We start from the raw sequence: 20688 nt of genomic DNA on the forward strand, positions 1-20688 counted from the left end.
TTTTGACTATGAGCACCATTGGTCCGCGCCCAAGCGCATGCAGCCTCATCTTCGGTCTTGCTCGCCAGATCGGCCTTGGTCTCCTACTCACCACGGCTGCTGCAGCCCAGTCGGGTGAGGTCGTCGTGGCCACGACGGGCGGCGTCTACGACAGGGCGCTCAAGGAGATCTGGTTCGAGCCCTTCACCAAGGCAACGGGTATCAAGGTCGCCACCGTCACGGCGACCGATGCTGAGCAGCGTACCCGCGCCCAGGCCATGGCGAAGGCCGGAAGTGTCACATGGGACATTATCAATAACGTCGATATAATCGCGGAGTCTGAACAAAATCGTTCTTTCACGCGCGATCTCACCTCGTTCTGCGAACAGTTCGTCACCCGTAAGGATCTCGTGGACAAAGCCTGCAATCCATCTGGCGTCCGCATTACACTCAATGCGACGTTACTCGCCGTGAATACAGACGACTTCAAGAATGGGCAGCCTAAAAACTGGGCTGACTTCTGGGACATCAAGCGCTTTCCAGGTGCGCGTGCGCTGCCTAGTTTCAACGATCCCTGGCGCGTGCTCGCCGCTGCACTGCTTGCCGACGGCGTGCCGGCCGACAAGCTTTTCCCGCTCGACATCGACCGGGCGATCAAAAAACTCGATGCGATCAAGCCACAAGTTCAGCTGTGGTGGCGCACCGGGGACCAGAGCCAGCAGGGATTCCGCAACCGGGAATATGTCGTCGGCATGATCTGGGGCACACGCGCCTCTGCCCTGAAGACAGAAGGCCAGCCGGTCGGAACTTCATATGAGGGCGCGTTCCTGCTTGCCGACACCATGCAAGTCCTGCGTGACGGCCCCAACCCCGCGGGCGCTGAAGCGTTGCTCAAATATTACCTCGACAACCCGACAATCCAAGCGAAGCTCGCTGAAAAACTGAACGTTACGCCGCCCAGCACAGACGCGGTTGCTCTGATGAGCGAAGCAGCCCGCGCTAATATACCCAGTTCACCAGAAGCCTTCCGGGCCGTCGTCAAGCACGATACCGCGTGGATCGCTGCCAACCAGGCACGGATGCTCAACGCATGGAACGCATGGATTCAGCGTTGAACAGATTCAACTTGGATGGAATCATGTGATTCCATCCAGCCAGTGCATTTGCGGCCACGGCGCGGCTGCGTCCTCCGCGTCAGAGCGCCTCCACAGCAAGGGCAACCCGGCTGTGAGGAATGAGATCTCAGTTGCACAACCACGATCTCGCCCTGCAGCCGCATACGCGGAGTAGGCTCATCCGCCCGTCCGACGCCTCACGGCTTCTCGCGCACGATCGGGGTGCCGGAGGAGCCGACCGCATTGGAGAGATGCGCGTGCATCACCTCGCTGGCGCGTCGATAATCTCCGGCAAGAACGGCGTCGATAATAGCGAGATGTTCTTTACACCACTCGCGAACGCGCCGCCGGTTCCGGTAACCACCGAATTCAAGAAGACGCCTCAGACGATTCTGCTGCTGTACGGCTTGCAGAAAGAAAACATTTCCACTGAACTCTGCAAACATCTCATGGAAACTTGCATCCGTCGAAAAGAGCTGCATGCTGTCGACGCCGCTTATATCGGGATGTGACGCGAGATACATGTGTTGCAGTCGGGCGCGCTCAAGGGCGGCCATGTCGGGCTTGAATGTGCTCAGGAGAAATGACGCCGGCTCAATCGTCAGGCGGAAGTCGTAACTCGAGTGAAGCGCGAGCTTGGAGTCGAGCGTCGGGAGAAAAGTCCAGCCGTGCCCCTTGTTGCGCGCGATTAGTCCGTCTTCTGAAAGTCGCCCGAGCGTCCTCAACATCACTACGCGATCAACGTCGTAACGCTGTGCGATCTCACTCTGAGTCAATGACTGCGGGAGTATCCCGGCGAGCCTGTCTCGTACGAGCTGTTCATAAAGGCTCTGGTCAAGGGACGTCGGCACCTCAATTTCAATGCGGTGAAGCGCGTCAAACGGCTTGATGAGGAAAAAGCCCTGGTTCCGGCGAGCCTCCACGATTCCGAGCTCGGTCAGAAGCATCAATGCAGCGCGGATCGGTGTCCGCGAAACACCTAGCAAGTCGCCAAGCTGCTGCTCGCGCAAATGATGGCCTGGCTCAAACTTCGCGTCCCGAATGAGATCGAGGATCTGGTTGGCGAGGCGGTGCCGACTCTGGTTGGATGATCGCGCCATGGATCTGCTTCTGTTCTAAGGACGTTTAGTGACGGCAACCGAGCAATTGGAGTTCCTCGAACAGCGTAAGCAAACGGTCTCGCGCTTGGATACCGGAAGCCCGCTGCACTATCTGTTGCGCGAAGCAGTGTCCAGTGCGAATCCGCGGCGATCCTGCATGGCCTCAGGCCTTCAAGCCATCGACAAAGCGCCTGGCCCCGGGGAGGAAATCTGATAATTTTTGCGCCGCAAGCGCAGGATCTCCGAGTGTGTCAATAATCGTGAACCAGGGCATCGTGCGCGCATAATCCGGCAATGCGACGAGAGTGTCGGCAACCAGATCCCAACTAGCACCGATATGATCTGGATGGAACGGCAACCGCGCGTCGACAATCAGCCGGGCAGGACTGTCCGGGTCGTTTCCTTGCAGAAGGGCCATCAGCAAAATGCCAAGCGCCACCGCTTCGCCATGGATCATGCGGCGGCCAGCCGTGGCATCGAGGGCCCAGGCAAACAGGTGCTCCGAGCCCGCGTTGAAGCGCGCTTTGGGATGGGAGGAAAACCAAGGCGCGAAGCGCGCGCAAGCTCTGATGATACCGACGAACGCGTCCGGCTCCCCGTGTGCGACGGCCGGGATCATCTGAGGAACGGCTTCGAGTTCATTCAGGGCGAATGCGAGCAGGGTTTGGTCCCAGTCAACGTCCAACCCGGCCTTGTGCCCGAGAGCCCAATCGAACACGGCGGTGTGGCTGCATAGAATTTCTGCCAAGCCCGCCCGATTGAATGACGGAGGCGCTGCAGCGATCAGCGCAGTGTCCGCAATTATCGCATGCGGAACCGGGCAGTCCCTTTCCGCAATACGCCGCCCTCCATCCATCGCCCAAGCTGTCCGCGTGAAGCACGCATTATTCGAGGCACTGCTCGGAACTTGGACAAGGACCTGCCCATTCTGCCGTGCGACATACTTTGCCGCATCCATGACAAGGCCGCTGCCGACCCCGACAACCGTGTGGAACGCCGCGGCCTCGCGAGCGTATTGATCGAGCAATTTTCGATCATTCCCTTCCACTACGATGACTGACAGGGGGGGTGATGCAAGAATGGTGGCGACTGCACGCAGCGGGGAACGCGTTGTCAGGATAACAGGCCGCGTCCATTCTTCGCTCGCCTTTCGCAACACTCCCGATCCATGAATGATGGGGGGCCAATCGCGAGCGGAATCTATGCCATGAGGCACGGCTTGCAACTCCCATTTCGAACCACCCTGCGCGAACCTCTTGTGACCGATGCTAAGCTTGGACGATCTCGCGACTTATGTTGCTGAAGGTTCGTGGCGCACCATCCGTCACCAGGACCGTCTCGCTCACGGCAACCGTGAACTTGTTGTAAGCCCGCAGTGTAATTGGCACATGAAAGGCCATGCCCGGCTCCAGAGGGATGTCGATCCCGCGAAACAGGCTGAGGATGTTACCCTCTCCCCAATCCGGAGCGAAGGAAATGCCCATGCTGTAGCCCGTGCGCTTACGGTAGCCGTTCGTCTGCCCATGACGATCGATCACAGCCTGTACGGCATTGTGAACGTCGGCACATGTATTGCCGGGGCGGAGTTTTTCCAACGCCACCTCAAGGGCCTCGCCGCACACCTGATACATGTCGCGTGCAACCTGAGGAACACCGCCGCATGCGACAGTGCGGAAGAGTGCCACGTGGTAACGGTTGTAGCACGCCGACGTCTCGAGAACAGTTACGTCGCCAGGCTCGATCTGGCGGCGACGCCATGTCGTATGGGGAATTCCGGAACGAGGTCCTGAAGTAACAAACGGTTCCATCCCGACATATTCGGACCCCGCCTTGATGGCGGCGCCCATGATAGCGGAAGCGATGTCGTTCTCGCTCGCCCCGATCTTCGTTACGGCAAGTCCGGCGCTCATTCCAGCCTCATTGGCGAGACCGGCCTTTTCCATCTGCTCGATTTCCAAAATGGACTTCACACGGCGGAGGGGCTCCACAAGCCCAGTTGCGTCGAGGAGAGGGCCGAAGTCCGCGACAAGCTTGTTGTAAATATTGATGGTCAGGAACCATCCACTTTGATCAATCGCCACACGCTTCCCGCGCCAGCCGCGCGCAACGAGCACTTCAGCCACGGCGCTCGCCGGGAGGACATCGTCGGCGTAGCCAATGATGTCATCGATGTAGGTATTGAGGCGCGCATTCATGGCCTCCAGTCCACGCAGGACATGGAACGGTTTACCCTCGAGTGGCACGCACAGACATTGGAATGTATAGTAGCCCGGCGTCTGCTGGCCAGATAGATAGAAGATATTCTCAGGCCCTGACAGAAGGACAAGATCGAAGCCGCGCTCGCTCATCATTGTACGGAGCCTGGCAAGACGTCGCTCATATTCGTCTCTCGGGAAGACGCTCTCTTTGCCCTGCGGCACTTCCTGCAAGATGTCGTTGAGATCAAAATCTGCCATGATCGATTTTCTCCACGCTGGAAGATGCGCGCACTGCACGGCACCGGCGGCCGTCCACGATTGTATATTAACGCGCTATTTGACCAATTCAATACCAATCGTCTCTGACGTGCAAGCGGCCAAGCACCTCCTAATCCGCTACGATGCTTTAAATCCGGGCACGAGAAAATAACAGCGCCCCAATAATTTCCTCAAGGATTATCAGGTATTTACAGCAGTTCACCCTGTCAGCGCCGGAATTTCGCGACTTGGGGCCGGTTGCAAAGCTGCCAGGCATCTGCTGAAATGGTGGGCATCACATTGCTGAAAATGTATCAAAAAAAACAAAATGCGTGCTGGACACCGGCATCTTCGCGTTCTTAAATGTGGCTTCAACACAAGAAAAAACTGAACTGACGAGGTGGAACCATGAAAAGTCGTGCGAGCCGCATGGCGGCGGTCGTCGGGTTGGCAGTTTCCTGTTTAGCAGCCAATCAGCTCCAGGCTCAGGAAGCCTGCACTTCCATGCAAGTATTCCTCGGCATCGCGCCAAACCATCGCGAGAACGTGATGGAATACATAGCGCCCAAGCTGAAGGAAAAATTCAATGTCGAGCTCGTCGCCGAGGCGATCGGTTCAGCCAACATGGTCGAGCGTATCACGGCGCAGGGCGCCAACCCGCGCATCTCGATCGCACAATGGGATGTGCCTATCGGGCTGACGGCCTGCGAGCAAGGGTTGTGCAAGGCCATTGATGTCAATCGTGCGCCTAATACCAAGAATCTAGCCGAGTGGGCTGTAACCAAGGACAAGGACGGCAACCCGAATGTCCTGGCCACCAATGTGCTGGGGGTTGGCATCATCTACGATGAGGAGCAGTTCAAGAAGAACAACATGGCCCCTCCTAAGTCATGGTCAGACCTTGGTCGTCCCGACATGAAAGGCAGGGTTGCGATAACCGCTCCACAGAGCACGATGGGCACAGCGGCTCTTGTCATGCTGGCCAAGAATAACGGTGGTGGCGAAGCCAACATCGATCCTGGATTTGATGCAACCAGGAAGCTTCTCCCTAATATCCACACTGTTTTCACCTGGACCTCTGAGCTCTCCAATCTCATGCAGCTTGGCGAGGTCTGGGCCGCCGTAACCAGTTCGAACATCGCCCCCGCTCTGCGCGCTCAAGGAATTCCGATGAAGTTCGTAATTCCGCAGGAAGGTTCGCCCACGGTCAATGGTGGACTGTCGCTGGTCAAGGGAGCACCGTGCGAGGAGGTCGCTTATGAGTACATCAACTTGTACTATAGCGACGAGTTCCAGGCCCTGCGGATGCGGAAAGGCGCAACAGCGAGCCCCAGCGCGTCAGCCTGGACCAAGCTCACTCCGGAAGAGCGAGCCGGAATGGGACTGACGGCTGACGATTTCTCTAAGCTTGTCAATTTTGATTGGCGCGCCATCAATGCGGCACGCCCGGCCTGGATCGAGCGCTGGCAGCGTGAAGTTCGCTAGCCGACGGGTCAAGAAGGCCCGCTTCCTTGAGATCGGGCATTCACTCTCGCCAGGAACACGCGCTCAGGCGTGCCTCATACGTCGTGAAACTGCCTGCAAAGAGCTTTCTCATGATCGCTGCCCTCAGGAGACACGAAGCGCCTATGGCCAGTTTCGCGTTCGAAAGCCCCCGCAAACCGATCCTGAAGATCGAGGGCGTCAACAAGACATTCCAGAATCAACACGTTCTGCAGGACCTCAATCTGGAGATTGCCGAGGGTGAATTCCTGACGCTGCTTGGCCCCTCAGGCTGCGGCAAGACAACGACATTGAACATGGTCGCGGGATTTCTTCAGCCAGATTCCGGGAACTTGTTCCTCCGCGGCCTTTCCGCAAACACCTTGCCGCCACAGAAGCGGAGACTGGGCATGGTGTTCCAGTCCTGGGCGCTCTTTCCTCACATGTCCGTATTCGACAATGTCGCTTACGGATTGCGCATGCGCGGCTTTCCTGGAAGCGAGATCCCGACGCGCGTCACGGCGATGCTCGAGATGGTCCGTCTGTCGAGCGCCAGGGACAAGTTTCCCTCCCAACTCTCGGGCGGCATGCAGCAACGTGTAGCGCTCGCGCGCGCGCTCGTTACCGAGCCGGATCTTCTCCTCCTCGATGAGCCCCTCTCCAACCTCGACGCGGCCTTGCGCAAGGATATGCAGGTCGAGATCAAGCGCATCCACGAACGGCTGAAGGTGACAACGCTTCTGGTCACCCATAGCCAGGAGGAAGCGCTCGTCATGTCTGACCGGATAGCTGTCATGCGAGGAGGCCGCATCGAGCGCATCGCATCGCCACACGCCATCTATACGGATCCTCATACCGCTTTTGTCTGTACTTTTGTCGGTGACGCCAACGTCTTCGATGCCACGATCGAGAGCATCTCCGGCAGCACCGCGGTGCTCCGTGTCGGCAGCCAGCGTATTCTCGCGCCCCGAGCTCCACGGGCTGACGGCCGTGGTTCCGTGCAGATCGCCATCCGGCCGGAAAATGTCGCGATAAGCCGGGTGGGGAACGTCAAGGGGGACAACGTCCTCGAAGGAACCGTCGAAGACACGATCTTCAAAGGCAACAACATTACCTACGAAGTGGACGTGGCGGGGCATAAACTTCACGTTCTCGATCTGCCGAAAGTGGGACAAGACCTGTATCGGCGTAAGGATCACGTCAGCCTCGCGTTCTCCCGGGAGAGCGTCATTATCCTAGATGGCGAGAGGAGCGCGTGATGGCTGATGTCACCGCTAGCACTGCCCCTGCGCCGACGGGCGTGGCACGAAGGCTTGGCGCTAACGTTACAGCGTTGTTCTTCACGGCGCCGATCATTCTGCTCCTGATCGTCTTTTTCGCTGTACCACTCTTTGATCTGTTCGGCTTCAGCTTTACGGCCTATAAGGCGGGGCCGCGCACGAGTGACGGACCGATGACGCTGGTGAATTTCACCGCGATATTCGGTGATCCATTCTACCTTGCGATGATCGGCAATTCGCTCATGCTCGGCTTGTTGACCGTGATCGCGACGCTTCTCATCGGCTATCCGGTCGCGTTTTACCTGACACGCGCCAGCGGATGGGAGCGCACGCTGATCTCCGTTGCTTGCCTCCTCCCCATTTTCGTTAATCTGATTGTCGGGATCCTGGGCTGGTATATCCTGTTGTTACCCTTTGGTGTTTTCCAGCAGATCCTTTCCTCGGTCGGCCTCGTTGATGGTCCCCTACCCTGGCTGCGGTCGTTCTGGACACTCGTTGCGGTCCTCACCTACGAGCATCTCCCATTCGCCATCCTCATCCTGGCGTCAACGATTCAGGCCGTGCCACAGGACAAGATCAACGCCGCGCGCATTCTCGGCGCGTCCACGCCGCGGATCATCTGGAACCTGATGCTGCCCCTGACGGCGCCCGGTCTGGTCGCCAGCGCCATCCTCGTGTTCTCGCTCAGCGTCTCGTCCTACCTCATCCCCATCCTGATCAGTGGGCCGCGGACACAAGTCTTGCCAATCGCGATCTTCAGCTATGCGAGTGAGCTGATGAATTGGCCGATGGCCTCGGCGCTCGCCCTCGTGCTCCTCATCGTCGTCGCGACGATGACCTATGCCGCAGCGGCGGTCGCGAACCGCGTGACCCGCCGCGGACAGTGGGAGATGGTGTAATGCGGTTCCTGCGCGTCTTCGTCTATCTCATCGTCGTTCTAATGCTTCTTCCGACGCTCATCAGTCTGCCGGTAGCCTTGACCGCAACATCAGGGATCCGGTTCCCTCCGGTTGGCTTAAGCACACGGTGGTTCGAGGCCATCTTCGCCGACGGCGTCCTACTGGCATCGATCTGGCGAAGCTTCGTGCTTGCGGTCATTGCATCCGTTGTCGCCGTCGTCATCAGCGTACCCTGCGCCTTCGCACTTGAGCGTTCACGCGGCAAATGGCGCAACTCGGTCGAGACCTTCATAACCGGTCCGCGGATGATTCCACAGATTGTCTTCGTCCTGGCGCTTCTCGTCTACTTCGAGCGGCTTGGCATCGCGGAAACGTTCGTTGGCCTCGTCATCGCTCATCTCGTCATCTCGATCCCCTTCGCCTTCCGTACAGTCATGGTGTCCGTCGCGTCGGTAGACCGCCGGCTGGAGTGGAGTAGTGCGATCCTCGGGGCAAATCCCGTATCCACTTTTTTCCGTATCGTTGTTCCTCAGATCAAGACAGGAATGATCGCGGCGTTCATCTTTACATTCATCCTGTCGTTCAACAACGTCACAATGGCACTATTCCTCTCGGGCATTGGTGAGCGCACTCTACCAGTCGAGATGTTCCAGAGGATGTACGTAGGTGGCATGACACCTGTGATCCCGGCGATTTCCTTCCTGCTGGCGATCGTTGGCATCATCGCTTTCATCATCCTCGACCGCACGATCGGTGTGTACAAATACTTGGCCGGACGTGACTGATACTGTCCGTAGATCAACGAGACCAGAGCCGAAGCGCCCAGACGCGACGGGGATTCCTCATGCAAATTGCTGCAATCACAATCTACACGGCCGATCTCCCGCTGGCGGATCCGTTCCAGCATGCATCATCCGGTCTGATCGACGTCCTCAAGGAAGTCGTTGTCAAGGTCGAAACTGACGAGGGCGCTGTTGGCTGGAGCGAGGTGCGTGGCAATGCGCCCTACGTGACAGGCGAGACGCAGGGGCGTGTTGTCGCGATATTGCGCGAACTGCTCGCCCCCAAGGTGTTGCTGTTAGAGGATGCAGCACCAGCGGCATTGCCCCGGCAACTCGACGCGATCGTACCCGGCAATACGACAGCCAAGGCGGCGATCGACATCGCCGTTCACGATGCCGCCGCGAAGATCGCCGGGCTTCCCCTCAGACAGATGCTGGGCGGAGGGGGCGGCAATTGTGTCCACATTCACGGCACCCTGCCGTTCTGCACGGCCGAGGCAGCCGGGCATCAGGCCCTCGCCTATCTCGACCAGGGTATAACAACCATCAAGGTCCGCCTCGGCCTGCCTGCCTTCGCCGACGATCTCGCCCGTCTGCGAGCGGTGCGAGCGGCGATCGCAGACCACGCGCGAGCGGCAGACGCAGTAATTGCCGCGGATGTCAACCAGGGCTGGGGCTCCAAGGAGGCGTTGGCGAAAGCGAAACGCCTCAGCGAGAATGATCTCGGATTCACTTTGGCCTGGCTGGAACAGCCCGTTTCGGCCGCCGATATAAACGCATTAAAGGCGGTACGGGAGACGGTCGATATCCCGGTATTCGCGGACGAGGCGTGCGGCACGCCGCAGGACCTGCTCGCGCTGATAAGGGCCAACGCGGTCGATGGCGTCCACCTCAAGCTTTGCAAGGCGGGCGGCATCCGCCGATTGATGGGGATGGTCGCGCTCGCGGAGGCGGCCGGCCTGCCCTATCTCATGGGCCAGATGGATGAAGGCATGCTGGCCACGGCTGCCGCGCTGCAATGCGCAGCAGCGAGTTCCCCGCTGTCATGTGAGCTCTGGGGATATCAGAGGGTCGGCAGCCAACCGTTCTACGGGATCACGATGGTTGATGGTGATATGCGACTGTCGCCGGATCCGGGCCTCGGCGTCACCATCGACGAGGCGCGGCTGACTCTCATTGAACGGATCGAAAGGCCGCAATCGTGAGCGAGGTCGGCTTGATATGGCTGATCGACGCCGATCCTCCTAGCGAGGCCGGCGGGGGCAAAGGTTTTTACCCTGCGGCCCGCTATAAAACCTCGCCCGATCACGCGGTCATGATGCATCGGTTTCAGACGATTGCCTCGCTCGTTGACAGTGAGGCGGGCGGTATGGCCGTCATCACCCTGCATACCAGCCCACGATATCGGAAGGATTTCTTTGAGGGGCCTTACCAGGAGTTCTGGCAGGAACGCCGGCGGGCTGGGACAAGCATTGCTCTTCACCCTCATGAAGATCGAGAGGACGGCTCCAGCCTTTATGATGAACTCGATCACCTTGAAAGGGTAATTGAAGCATCGATGAGGCGCGCCGCCTCTGCCAATATCTCTTTTGATATCTTTCGGTCAGGCGGGTTCTCCTTTCATCCAGATCTGCCAGCCCTTCTGCGCCAGGTCGGACTGACGGCCGACTGCTCGGCGGCTCCCGGCCGGCGCGACCTCAGCCGCGCCATAGATTGGCCGGCCGCTCAGGTGACGGCGATCGGCGAAGTCGAACGGGAGGTTGCGGAGGTTCCACTTGGCTGGAATGGCTCCGGCACGACATTGGAACGGGACTATCTGTACAACGAAAAGCAGGACCTGGAAGGTCTTAAGCGCGTATGGGATTGCATCCTCAGGCAAAGTGAGACACCGCGGAACCCGCGCGCCGTCAACTTCCTGACGCACGCCTTTGGCCTCGTGGACCCGCGCTGGCGGGATCAGGCAATTCGCTTCCTTGACTGGGCGTGCCGGCACGGTGGCGCGCTCGTCAACGCCGAAGGCGCGCTGCGCATGATGTCCCTTACCCGCGTGAGCGAAAGACAACCGACCGCGCCGATCTCTGCTGGTCGATGAGTGATAACAGGACAGAGCGAATGATCGAGCACAACATCCAGCAGGAACTCTTCTTCCCCCCGGAGGAATTCGAGAGGCGGCTAGCAGCGATCCGAAAAGAGATGTCGACGAAGAATGTCGACGTCATACTATGCTCGGGTCCGGAGAACATCTTCTACGCGTCCGGTTACCAGACCTTCGGATATCACAATTACCAACTCCTCGCGATCCCCTTGGAGGGGAAACCCTTTCTGATCCTCCGTTACCTTGAGAGCCTGCTGGCGTATCGGTATTCCTTCATTCAGGACGTCGTAACCTGGGACGATACTGACGATCCCGTTGCGATCACGATTGCCGCACTCGAGGAGCGTGGGCTGGCACACGGCGCTGTCGGCGTTGAACTGAAGAGCTACTTCTTTCAGGTCGCGACATTCCTCAAGCTTAAGGATGGTCTTGACCGGGTGGTCGACGGGTCGGGCATTGTAGAAGCCGCCCGAGCCATCAAGTCTCCCCTTGAAATAGAATGCATGCGTGAGGCGGCACGCCTCACAGACGTGGGCATGGCCGCGGCGATCGCGGAAATCGCCATCGGCAAGCTTGATCAGGATATCGCCGCCGGCTGCTTCGATGCGATGACACGCGCAGGATCGGAATGGACCTGCCGTGATCCGATTGTGACCACGGGTGATCGTTCTGGTCTGCCCCATAGCTGCTACATGCGGCAGACACTCGCGGCCGAAGACGCCGTGCTCATCGAGATTTCGGCCGTCTACAAGCGCTACTACGCTCCCATGATGAGGGGTGGGCTTGTGGGGCGCTCCAATGCCAGGATCGAACGCCTCGCGAATATATGTATCGAAGCCTTGGAGGCGGCGATCGACGCCATACGCCCGGGCGTGACCTCCGGAGAGGTCGACTACGCGGCGCGGCGCATCATCGAACGCGAAGGCATGTGGGAGAATTATCGCAAACGCACCGGCTATTCAGTCGGACTAGGCTTCTCGAGCTGGGTCGAAGGTGCGATTGGCAGCATCAAGAAGGATGATCCGATGGTTCTTCAACCGGGCATGTGTTTTCATCTGCCCGTCGCCTTGCGACTTTATGGTGAGGCCGGGCTCGGCTTCTCGGAAACGATCGTTGTCACTGACACGGGCGTCGAGGTTCTCGGCAAAACGCCGCGCGAACTCGCCATAAGGTGAAGGTGCGACGTGGCAGGACTTCCGATCGAGAGCGAGATCATCGAAACTGACGTTCTCATCCTGGGTGGCGGGCTTGCAGGTTTGCGCGCCGCCATCGCGGCCCGCGAGACCGGCGCGCGCGTCATCGTATCCGTGAAGGGGAAGATCGGGCGCAGCGGCTGCTCGGCCATGACAACCGCCGGCTATGCCGCGGCGATGCCCGCGCAGGATCCGGGCGACAGTTCGCTTTGCTGGTCAGCCGACACCCTTCGTGGTGGCGCGGATATCGGCGACCCTGTTCTCGTCGACGCGCTCTGCCGGGAGGGGGCGGAGGAGGTTCACGCGCTGGAAAGAATCGGTGGATCTTTTCAGCGCGTTGATGCCGGTTACAGGCTTTCGGCGAGCGGCGATCACTCCCGGGCGCGCGTGCTGGTGACACCTAACAATCTCGGCACCGATTTGACGGTTCCGCTCGCTTCACAGGCCGAGGCATTGGGCGTCAGCGCGCTCGATTTCACCATGGCGGTCGACATCGTCGTGGGCAGCCATGGCGTGGTCGGAGCGATCCTCCTGGATTTAAAGCGCGGGCAACTGCTCAGGATCGCAGCCTCTTCCGTCATCATTGCGACGGGTGGCGCGGGCCGGCTTTTCTCGGTCACCAGCAATCCGAATGATGTCACAGGTGACGGCTTCTCGCTCGCGGCTGCCGCCGGCGCGCAGCTTCGCGACATGGAGTTCATTCAATTCTATCCGTGGCGATGTATAGACCCCTTCGACAAGGCGCGGGTCTCCATCCAGCCTTCGACATTCGTGCACGGCGCGAGGCTATACAATGCGCGTAACGAGCGCTTCATGGAGGTATTCAATCCGGGCGGCGTTGAAATCTCGACGCGCGATATCGGCGCAAGGGGCATTTATAGCCAGATGCGCCAGGGGCTTGGCGTTGGCGGCGGCGTGCGCCTCGACCTCTCGCAGGTATCGCCCGAAGACTTCGCGCGCTCAAATCCCAAGGTCGCGAAATACGTGGCCGCACAGAACCTGGATTATGCCGCCTATCCCTTCATCGTCACGCCGGAGGCCCATTTTTGGATGGGCGGCGTCGCCATTGGCGAAGATGGCGCGGCAACCGTAGCCGGGCTTTACGCTGCTGGAGAGGCAGCCGGAGGGATCCACGGAGCCAACCGGCTGAATTCGAATGCCTTACCCGATACGCAGGTTTTTGGCGCGCGTGCAGGCCTTGCGGCGGCTGGGACGAGGCAGCGCCACGACAATCAGCGCCATGGCAAGTTCGGCCTCGATGCCGCAGCGGAACACTGGTCCGTGCGCATGAGCCAGCCGTCCGGCATGGCGCCTGAGGAGCTGAAATCGCATTTGGCGATGCTTCGGCGAACTATGTGGGAGAGCTTGGGGATCATTCGCGAAGCATCATCCATGGAGGCCGGCCTCGCCCAGGCTCGCGTACTTCGCGCCGAGCTGGATGAGCGTGGCGCCGCAGTTGGCGCCGCGCGCGCCTGGCGGGAACTCTGCTTCCTGTGTGACACCGCCGAACTCTCATTGGCGAGTGCCTTGTTTCGGCGGGAAAGCCGCGGCGCTCATTTTCGGGACGACTATCCCGAGCGGGACGACGAACGATGGTGCGGCAGCGTTTTCATCGCCGCCGCGGCAGCTGCGGAACCCAAGGTGACATTCAGCCCGAGGATAAGACATGCGGCGTGACGCAATCATCGCGGCAGTGACTGCACGCGAGGAGGCGATGCAGGCATTTCTGCGTCACATCGTCGATATGGATTCGCCAACCGAAGACAAGCGGCTATCAGACGCTGTCGGCGCGGTGCTGGAGGCCAAGGCTCAAAGCCTCGGTATGCATGTCACCCGCGATCCGCAAGCGTACTTCGGAGATAATCTCGTCTGCCGGGCAATTCCAACGCACAAGAGTAATGCGCCTCGTGTTCTGCTTGTCGGCCATTTTGATACAGTCTATGCCGCCGGCACGGTGGCAGAACGTCCTTACAGACTTGACGGTGATCATGCCTATGGTTGCGGCATCTATGACATGAAGGGCGGATTGACAATCGGTCTCTTTGCGCTTGAGGCACTTGCTTCCGTCCGCGGCGAAATTCCGCTCCCGGTGACATTCATCTTCAATAGCGACGAGGAAATCGGCTCACCGAAGTCGCGCCGTGTCATCGAGGAGGAGGCCGCGCGGCACGATCTGGCGCTCATTCTCGAACCCGGCCGCCCCGGGCCCGCACTGACCATCGCCCGCAAGGGTGTCGGCATATTTCGACTGACTGTGGACGGACGGGAGGCGCACGCGGGCGCCGAACCGGAAAAGGGCATCAATGCGATCGTCGAGATTGCGCATAAAACGCTCGCCATCCAAGCGCTTAACGCCCCGGATCTCGGGACGACGGTCACGCCTGGCGTCATCACGGGAGGCACGAAGCCCTATGTCGTCCCGGGCCAAGCCAGTCTGGAGGTCGATTGCCGCGTGCCGTCCGAGGACGAACAGAACCGCATCCTGCGAGCTATGGATGCCATATCCGCCAGCATATCCGTTCCAGGAACCTCCACTCGTCTATCCGGAGGCTTTCATCGGTCGCCAATGGAGCCCACTGCCCGCGCTATGGCATATGTTCGTCAGCTGCAAGCCATCGCAGATGCTGTTGGTTATCCCATCGGGGCCGAGCCAGCCGGCGGCGCCTCCGACGGCAACCTCACGAGCGCGATCGGCACGCCAACCATCGACGGGCTTGGTCCCCATGGCGGGAGGGCGCACAGCCCCGAAGAGTTCATCGAACTGGGCTCTTTGCCGGCGAAATGCCGGCTTCTGGCCTGTTTTCTCGACGAACTGGCCGGCTAGGGAACGCTCGCATACGTATTTGAAGATGAAATCATACAATTCTATCGTCCGGCCGAGAGCCCTGCGGATACCGATTCTGTGTCTATCATTGTGATCCTGTTGGGCGCCGGGTATGCAATACCGCGATGTTGATATTGTATGTTTTTGTTCATAAAATGCAAAATCTGTCACGCTTGAGGATGCTATGGCCGTCCCACCAGATCACCGGCGCATGAAGCGCGATCTTGCGCGCCTGATTGGCATTGACACGCAGAACCCTCCTGGCCGCGAGGCCGAGGCTGCGGACTTCGTTGGCGAACAACTGGCCGCCGTAGGCTTCGACATCGTGCGTGACGCCTTCTGGCCCCCGCGCGTCAACGTGATTGCAACGATGAACAATGGTCCGGGCCCCGTCTTCGCGTTCAACACGCATATGGACACAGTACCTGTCGGCGAAGGCTGGACATCGGACGCGCTCGTGATGCGAGAGACCGATGGCCGGCTCTACGGGCGCGGTGCCTGCGACTGCAAAGGCCCCCTGGCCGCGATGTTGGAGGCGATGCGGATGCTTGCAGCGGATCGTTCCGGCTGGTCCGGAACATTGCTCGGCGTCTTTGTGGCTGATGAAGAAGTAGGAAGTGCAGGCGCCCGGCATTTCGTGTCCACCGCTCCCCGCATCGATTTCGCGGTTATTGGAGAGCCAACTTCCAATACAACTTTCGCGGCCCATAAAGGTAGTCTGCGTCCCCTTGTGCGGGTGAGGGGCGTCACCGCGCATTCCGGCTCTCCGCATCTCGGTGAGAACGCGATCTACCGGGCGGGGGAAGTACTCGCAATGATCGCCGCCTTCCACGAAACCGATGTAAGCCGCCGCACGCATCCGCTTGTTGGCCAGGCAAGTCTAACGGTCACGCGCATCAGCGGGGGCCATGCGGACAATGTCATTCCGGACGCCTGTGACCTGTTGCTCGACCGCCGCATGATTCCGGGGGAGGACGAGGACGCGGTCAAGGCTGAGATCGCCGCATTGCTGGCGGAAGCCAATCGACGTCACGGATTGCGTGCGGAGATCATCGAGTATCGGACGACGACTGGAGGCGCTACCGAAACGCCCGTTGATCACCCGATCGTGCGCGCGAGCCTCGCGGCCTGCCGCGCTCACGGAACAGCCGATCCCGGGCCATTCGGCCTGCAGGGCGCCTGCGACCTGGTCCATTTCAATCGCATTGGCGCGCGGGGCGTGGTGGTGGGCCCCGGCAATATAGCAGCGGCACATAAACCGGATGAGTTTGTGCCGGAAGCGGAATTCCTGACGTCCAGCCTGATCTATCGCGACATCGCCTTGGCCATGTTGCGGGACGAAGCGCGATGATACGCGCGTCGCCGCATGACATCAAAACCTCACCAACGGCAGGTCTTGGCGTGAAGTTTCACTCGGGCCGCAGCAAGCAACTCCGGCCGTCAATGTGTTGAACGCGCCACTTAAATCTGCCAATTCCGCAAGGACCAGCACAATGAAAGACATCGTCGAATGCCGGGCGCGCTTGCGCGGCATCTTCAACATCACGGTAACTCCCTTTCACCAGGATGGGAGTTTTGACTGGACCGGCATGTCCCGCAACATCGAAAGGGTTATCGGCCTTGGCTTCGACGGCATCTTGATCGGCGGCACATATGGCGAATTTCCAGCCATGACCGCTGGTGAACGCGCGCAGATGTTCCGCCACGTCATGGAAGTGGTAGGCGACAAGGTTCCCGTTATGCTGTGCAGTGCGGGATCCGACACCCGGGATGTTAAGGCGCTTACGGAACTTGCCGGAGCTCTCGGCGGCCTCCCCATGGTTACGCCGCCCTTCGTCTCGGAAGTAACGGATGATCAGATCGTCGGCTTCTTCCGCGATATGGCGCCTTTGTCGAAGACTGGTGTGCTCATTTATAACGCGCCTGGAATCGGTATCACGCTGTCGTCGTCAACGATTGAGCGACTCGCCGATATCGAGGGAATCGTGGGAATCAAGCAGGGCGATCTCACACCCACCGTCATCGACCAGATCGCCAACCGTCTCGGAGGTCGCATCAAGCTCTTTTGCGCATCTGATCTTGGATTTCTCGGCCCTATGATGACTGGCTTCGACGGAATCAGCTCGACGAATAGCGGCGCTCTACCCGAGTTGATCCTCAAGATCTACCGCGCGGTCGAAAGTGGCGACGGTCATCTCGCGCGCGATCTCAACAGGCTGTGGTATCCGTTCCGAGCCGCAGCCCGATCGCTCGGTCAACCTCAGACAGTGAAGGCGGCGATGAACCTGCGGGGCTTCGATGGCGGGTCTGTACGCCTGCCCTTGCGTGACCTCACCGGCGGTAATCTTGATTCCGTGGCAAGTATACTGGAGGCTCTGGCCGCCGACCCACGCGCCGGAGTCACACTCGAGCGCTGATCAGGAGCCGTGAACGCTGGAAAGGCCCGCCGTTGCGCAGACAAGGCGGGCTTCTTCGAGGAGCCCCGCTGGATTTCGCGCTATGCCACGGCCTTCCGCGCCGCCGGCCTTGTCAAACGGCGGCAAGCATCCTCGACCCGACGGCAAGCGTCTTCAAGCACCGCGTTGTCCTGTGCGTAGGCGATGCGAATATAGGGGGACGCACCGAAGGCAGCGCCATGCACCACGGCAACCCCAGCCTCTTCCAACAAGTAGGTGGCGAAGTCGAGATCGCTGGCGATCAACTTACCGGCGGGCGTGGCAAGACCGAGAGCACCGGCGCAGTTTGCGAAAGCATAGAAGGCCCCTTCGGGCGAGACACAGGTCAGAACATCGGTATTCCGGATCATCTCCATGACGATCGCCCGCCGCTCGACCAGGCGCTCCTGCCACTCACCCATGAATGTCCGGCCGCCTTTCAACGCGGCGACGGCGGCGGCCTGCGAAATCGAACAAGCATTCGACGTCGACTGAGACTGCAGGGTTTGCATCGCGGCAATCAACCACGATGGGCCACCGGCGTAGCCTATACGCCACCCAGTCATCGAATAGCTCTTGGATACGCCATTGACGGTCAACGTCCGCGTCTTGAGACGAGGCTCGATTGCAGCCGGTGTCGCGAAGGGCACGCCGAAACGCAGATGCTCATAGATATCATCCGCCATGACGAGCACATGCGGATGGGCCATGAGCACATCCGTCAGACCCCGCATATCCTCCGGGCTATAAACTACGCCCGTCGGATTGCCGGGCGAATTGAGGATCAGCCAACGCGTCAGCGGCGTTATCGCCGCCGCCAGGTCAGCTGGTCGCAGCTTCCACCCGTCTTCGGCCCTGCAAGGCAGGATACGGGACTTGCCATCGGCCAACGCGACCATGTCGGGATAAGATACCCAATAGGGTGCGGGAACAATAACTTCGTCATCTGCCGCGACGGTCGCCAGCAGTGCGTTGAAAATCAACTGTTTGGCGCCGGCCCCGGCGATAACTTCCGAGGGCTGGTAGGCTAGGCCATTTTCCTCGGCGAACTTCGCAATGATCGCCTCCTTGAGCGCGGCCGTGCCGGCCACAGCCGTATACTTTGTTTCGCCTTTCTCGATTGCGGAGATCGCAGCCTGCTTCACATGATCCGGCGTATCGAAGTCCAGCTCACCTTCGCCAAGATTGGAGATTGTACGCCCGGCTTCAGTTAGGGCGCGAACCTTGTCCGAGATCTCGGCGGTGGCGGATGGGCGCACACGAGACATGCGCGGCGACAGTACGGTCGCGTCCATTTGGGGCTCCTGATCGATGTGAGGATTGTATAAATATAGACTTTTTATTCAACAAAAAACGAATCGTGAGACGCACTCACGTCGATCATTCTTTCACCGTATCCATACGCTTCACGTTAAACAAATTTCCGATATGCTCAATGAAAAGGCATGATAGTCCGGCCCGCCGCGAAATCGCTGGCAATTGCGGCACTGACACGGGGTTGACGCAGGGATCAGCTTGCACAATTGTACCATTTGAATCAAAAAGTAATCGTGATGCACTGCGCAAGGGCGCGCATGCCGACAACATGGGCTCGCTGACGATGTCCGCTAAGCTTTCGAATGGTCCAGTCGCCGAACCGGACATGGATCTGGCAACACGGCTGTTCGACACGTTGCGCGACAAGACCAGGGACGGGCGGGGCGTGACGCGAGCAGCCTATGGCGACGGCGAGCAACTGGCTCATGATCTCGTTGCTGCCGAGGCTCGGCGCATGGGTCTCGATGTGGCGGTCGACGCGACGGGAAACCTCTATGTCACGATGCGCGGCACAGACCCCGACGGCAAGGCGGTCATCATCGGCTCGCATCTTGATTCCGTGCCTATCGGCGGCAATTTTGACGGCGCCGCAGGGGTGTTCGCCGGCCTCGCGATCTTGTCCGGCTGGCATGCGGCCGGCTTCCGGCCACGCCGGGATGTTATGGTCATGGCCATCCGCGCCGAGGAAAGCAATTGGTTTCCTTACTCCTATGTCGGGTCCAAGGGCGCGCTCGGCCTCCTTCCAGCAGAAGCCCTGGAGGTCAAGAGATCAGACACCGGAAGGTCGTTGCGAGAGCATATGATCGAACTTGGGCTTGATCCGGCGTCGGTGGCAGCGGGTATCCCACATCTGAAACCAGAAGCCGTGGCTGCCTATCTTGAGCTTCACATCGAGCAGGGACCGGTGCTGATCGGCGCGGATCAGCCTGTCACGCTCGTCACCGGCATCCGCGGCAGCTTTCGATATCGGCAGGCGCGGATGATCGGTGAATATGCGCATTCAGGAGCCGTGCCACGCAGCTATCGGCATGACGCCGTGATCGCCGCTGCGGACTTCGTCACACGCTTGCAAGAAGAATGGATTGCGATGGAGAGTGAGGGTCATGATATGACCCTTACCGTGGGCATTTTCTCGACGGATCCGGCCCAGCATGCTTTCAGCAAGATTGCCGGGGAGGTTTCACTGGCGATCGATGTACGAAGCCATGTTACCGATACTCTTGATGAGATGCGACGTCGGCTTCACATACACGCCGATGCCGTGAGTCGGAAACATGGCGTGACCATCGACCTCGGGCCGCTAACGGGCAGCGCTGCCGCGGTCATGGATGCAGGCGTGCTCAAGGTCTTCGGCGGAGCGATGCGGGATCTGGGGCTGCCTCACTTTGAAATGGCGAGTGGTGCAGGGCATGATGCGGCCGTTTTCGCGAATGCCGGCATCCCGACGATCATGCTGTTCGTGCGCAACCAGAACGGCAGCCACAATCCTGACGAAGCAATGGAAATGGATGATTTCGCGATTGCCACACGGCTCCTGGCGACCGGTGTGGAACGGCTGCTGTAGCGATCTCAGAGCCCAGAATATCGAGCCCGCACAGATATCCCCGAAGGACCTGTTGCCGAGGACAACTTCCATTCACCTCCGGATACTTTCGCAGTGTGGGCAAAGGCTGCCTACAAATATCAGCCACGGAACGCGAGGCCCGATCGGTCGGCCGTAAGCACGCTTCA

The 20688-nt window shown here is 59.6% G+C and carries 17 protein-coding genes; 13 read left to right on the forward strand and 4 right to left on the reverse strand.

Features of this window, described 5'->3' with window-relative positions; translation table 11 throughout:
• Nucleotides 1-8: 8 nt before the first annotated feature.
• A complete protein-coding gene (locus KIO76_RS21535) occupies nt 9-1094 on the forward strand; it encodes an ABC transporter substrate-binding protein (RefSeq protein WP_213325647.1) in 1086 nt (361 codons plus the stop codon).
• A gap of 197 nt (nt 1095-1291) precedes the next feature.
• Here the strand turns inward: KIO76_RS21535 and KIO76_RS21540 are convergent, their stop codons facing one another.
• The 3 genes from KIO76_RS21540 to KIO76_RS21550 form a co-directional block, all read right to left on the reverse strand.
• The gene (locus tag KIO76_RS21540) at nt 1292-2194 is read right to left on the reverse strand and encodes a GntR family transcriptional regulator (protein WP_213325648.1); all 903 of its coding nucleotides are present in this window, start codon (nt 2192-2194) and stop codon (nt 1292-1294) included.
• 163 nt (nt 2195-2357) lie between these two features.
• Complete coding sequence (locus KIO76_RS21545; RefSeq protein ID WP_213325649.1) at nt 2358-3350, reverse strand: iron-containing alcohol dehydrogenase; 993 nt, start codon at nt 3348-3350, stop codon at nt 2358-2360.
• A gap of 112 nt (nt 3351-3462) precedes the next feature.
• On the reverse strand, nt 3463-4650 hold the full coding sequence (locus KIO76_RS21550) for a M24 family metallopeptidase (protein WP_213325650.1): 1188 nt from the start codon (nt 4648-4650) through the stop codon (nt 3463-3465).
• A gap of 408 nt (nt 4651-5058) precedes the next feature.
• Between KIO76_RS21550 and KIO76_RS21555 the strand changes: the two genes are divergently transcribed.
• The 11 genes from KIO76_RS21555 to KIO76_RS21605 all read left to right on the forward strand — a co-directional run bounded on the left by KIO76_RS21555 (nt 5059) and on the right by KIO76_RS21605 (nt 17622).
• The gene (locus KIO76_RS21555) at nt 5059-6135 is read left to right on the forward strand and encodes an ABC transporter substrate-binding protein (RefSeq protein ID WP_213325651.1); all 1077 of its coding nucleotides are present in this window, start codon (nt 5059-5061) and stop codon (nt 6133-6135) included.
• Between the two features lie 143 nt (nt 6136-6278).
• A complete protein-coding gene (locus KIO76_RS21560; protein ID WP_213325652.1) occupies nt 6279-7391 on the forward strand; it encodes an ABC transporter ATP-binding protein in 1113 nt (370 codons plus the stop codon).
• A complete protein-coding gene (locus tag KIO76_RS21565) occupies nt 7391-8311 on the forward strand; it encodes an ABC transporter permease (protein WP_213325653.1) in 921 nt (306 codons plus the stop codon). Before KIO76_RS21560 ends, KIO76_RS21565 begins: the two co-directional genes overlap by 1 nt.
• Nucleotides 8311-9096 carry an ABC transporter permease gene (locus KIO76_RS21570; RefSeq protein WP_213325654.1) on the forward strand — a complete coding sequence of 262 codons (786 nt, stop codon included), beginning with the start codon at nt 8311-8313 and terminating at the stop codon, nt 9094-9096. The genes KIO76_RS21565 and KIO76_RS21570 overlap by 1 nt, the downstream gene beginning before the upstream one ends.
• Before the next feature lie 59 nt (nt 9097-9155).
• Nucleotides 9156-10298, forward strand: a complete 1143-nt coding sequence (locus tag KIO76_RS21575) for a mandelate racemase/muconate lactonizing enzyme family protein (RefSeq protein ID WP_213325655.1) — start codon at nt 9156-9158, stop codon at nt 10296-10298.
• Nucleotides 10295-11185 carry a hypothetical protein gene (locus KIO76_RS21580; protein ID WP_213325656.1) on the forward strand — a complete coding sequence of 297 codons (891 nt, stop codon included), beginning with the start codon at nt 10295-10297 and terminating at the stop codon, nt 11183-11185. Before KIO76_RS21575 ends, KIO76_RS21580 begins: the two co-directional genes overlap by 4 nt.
• A 20-nt stretch (nt 11186-11205) precedes the next feature.
• Complete coding sequence (locus tag KIO76_RS21585) at nt 11206-12363, forward strand: M24 family metallopeptidase (RefSeq protein WP_213325657.1); 1158 nt, start codon at nt 11206-11208, stop codon at nt 12361-12363.
• Between the two features lie 9 nt (nt 12364-12372).
• Nucleotides 12373-14058 (forward strand): FAD-binding protein, encoded by a 1686-nt coding sequence (locus KIO76_RS21590; protein ID WP_213325658.1) that lies wholly within the window; start codon nt 12373-12375, stop codon nt 14056-14058.
• Complete coding sequence (locus tag KIO76_RS21595; RefSeq protein ID WP_213325659.1) at nt 14048-15205, forward strand: M20 family metallopeptidase; 1158 nt, start codon at nt 14048-14050, stop codon at nt 15203-15205. The genes KIO76_RS21590 and KIO76_RS21595 overlap by 11 nt, the downstream gene beginning before the upstream one ends.
• A gap of 211 nt (nt 15206-15416) precedes the next feature.
• Nucleotides 15417-16556: a M20 family metallopeptidase gene (locus KIO76_RS21600; protein ID WP_349629418.1), complete on the forward strand. Its 1140-nt coding sequence runs from the start codon at nt 15417-15419 to the stop codon at nt 16554-16556.
• 142 nt (nt 16557-16698) lie between these two features.
• Nucleotides 16699-17622: a dihydrodipicolinate synthase family protein gene (locus tag KIO76_RS21605; protein ID WP_213325661.1), complete on the forward strand. Its 924-nt coding sequence runs from the start codon at nt 16699-16701 to the stop codon at nt 17620-17622.
• An 80-nt stretch (nt 17623-17702) separates the two neighbouring features.
• On the opposite strand, the gene KIO76_RS21610 is transcribed toward KIO76_RS21605, so the two are convergent.
• Entirely contained in the window at nt 17703-18935 is a 1233-nt protein-coding gene (locus KIO76_RS21610) for a pyridoxal phosphate-dependent aminotransferase (protein ID WP_213325662.1), read from the reverse strand.
• Between the two features lie 305 nt (nt 18936-19240).
• Here KIO76_RS21610 and KIO76_RS21615 point away from each other — a divergent pair, with 305 nt between their 5' ends.
• Nucleotides 19241-20521 carry a Zn-dependent hydrolase gene (locus tag KIO76_RS21615; RefSeq protein WP_213325663.1) on the forward strand — a complete coding sequence of 427 codons (1281 nt, stop codon included), beginning with the start codon at nt 19241-19243 and terminating at the stop codon, nt 20519-20521.
• The last annotated feature ends 167 nt before the right edge of the window (nt 20522-20688 follow it).

Source organism: Chelatococcus sp. YT9, from assembly GCF_018398315.1.
Lineage (GTDB): Bacteria > Pseudomonadota > Alphaproteobacteria > Rhizobiales > Beijerinckiaceae > Chelatococcus.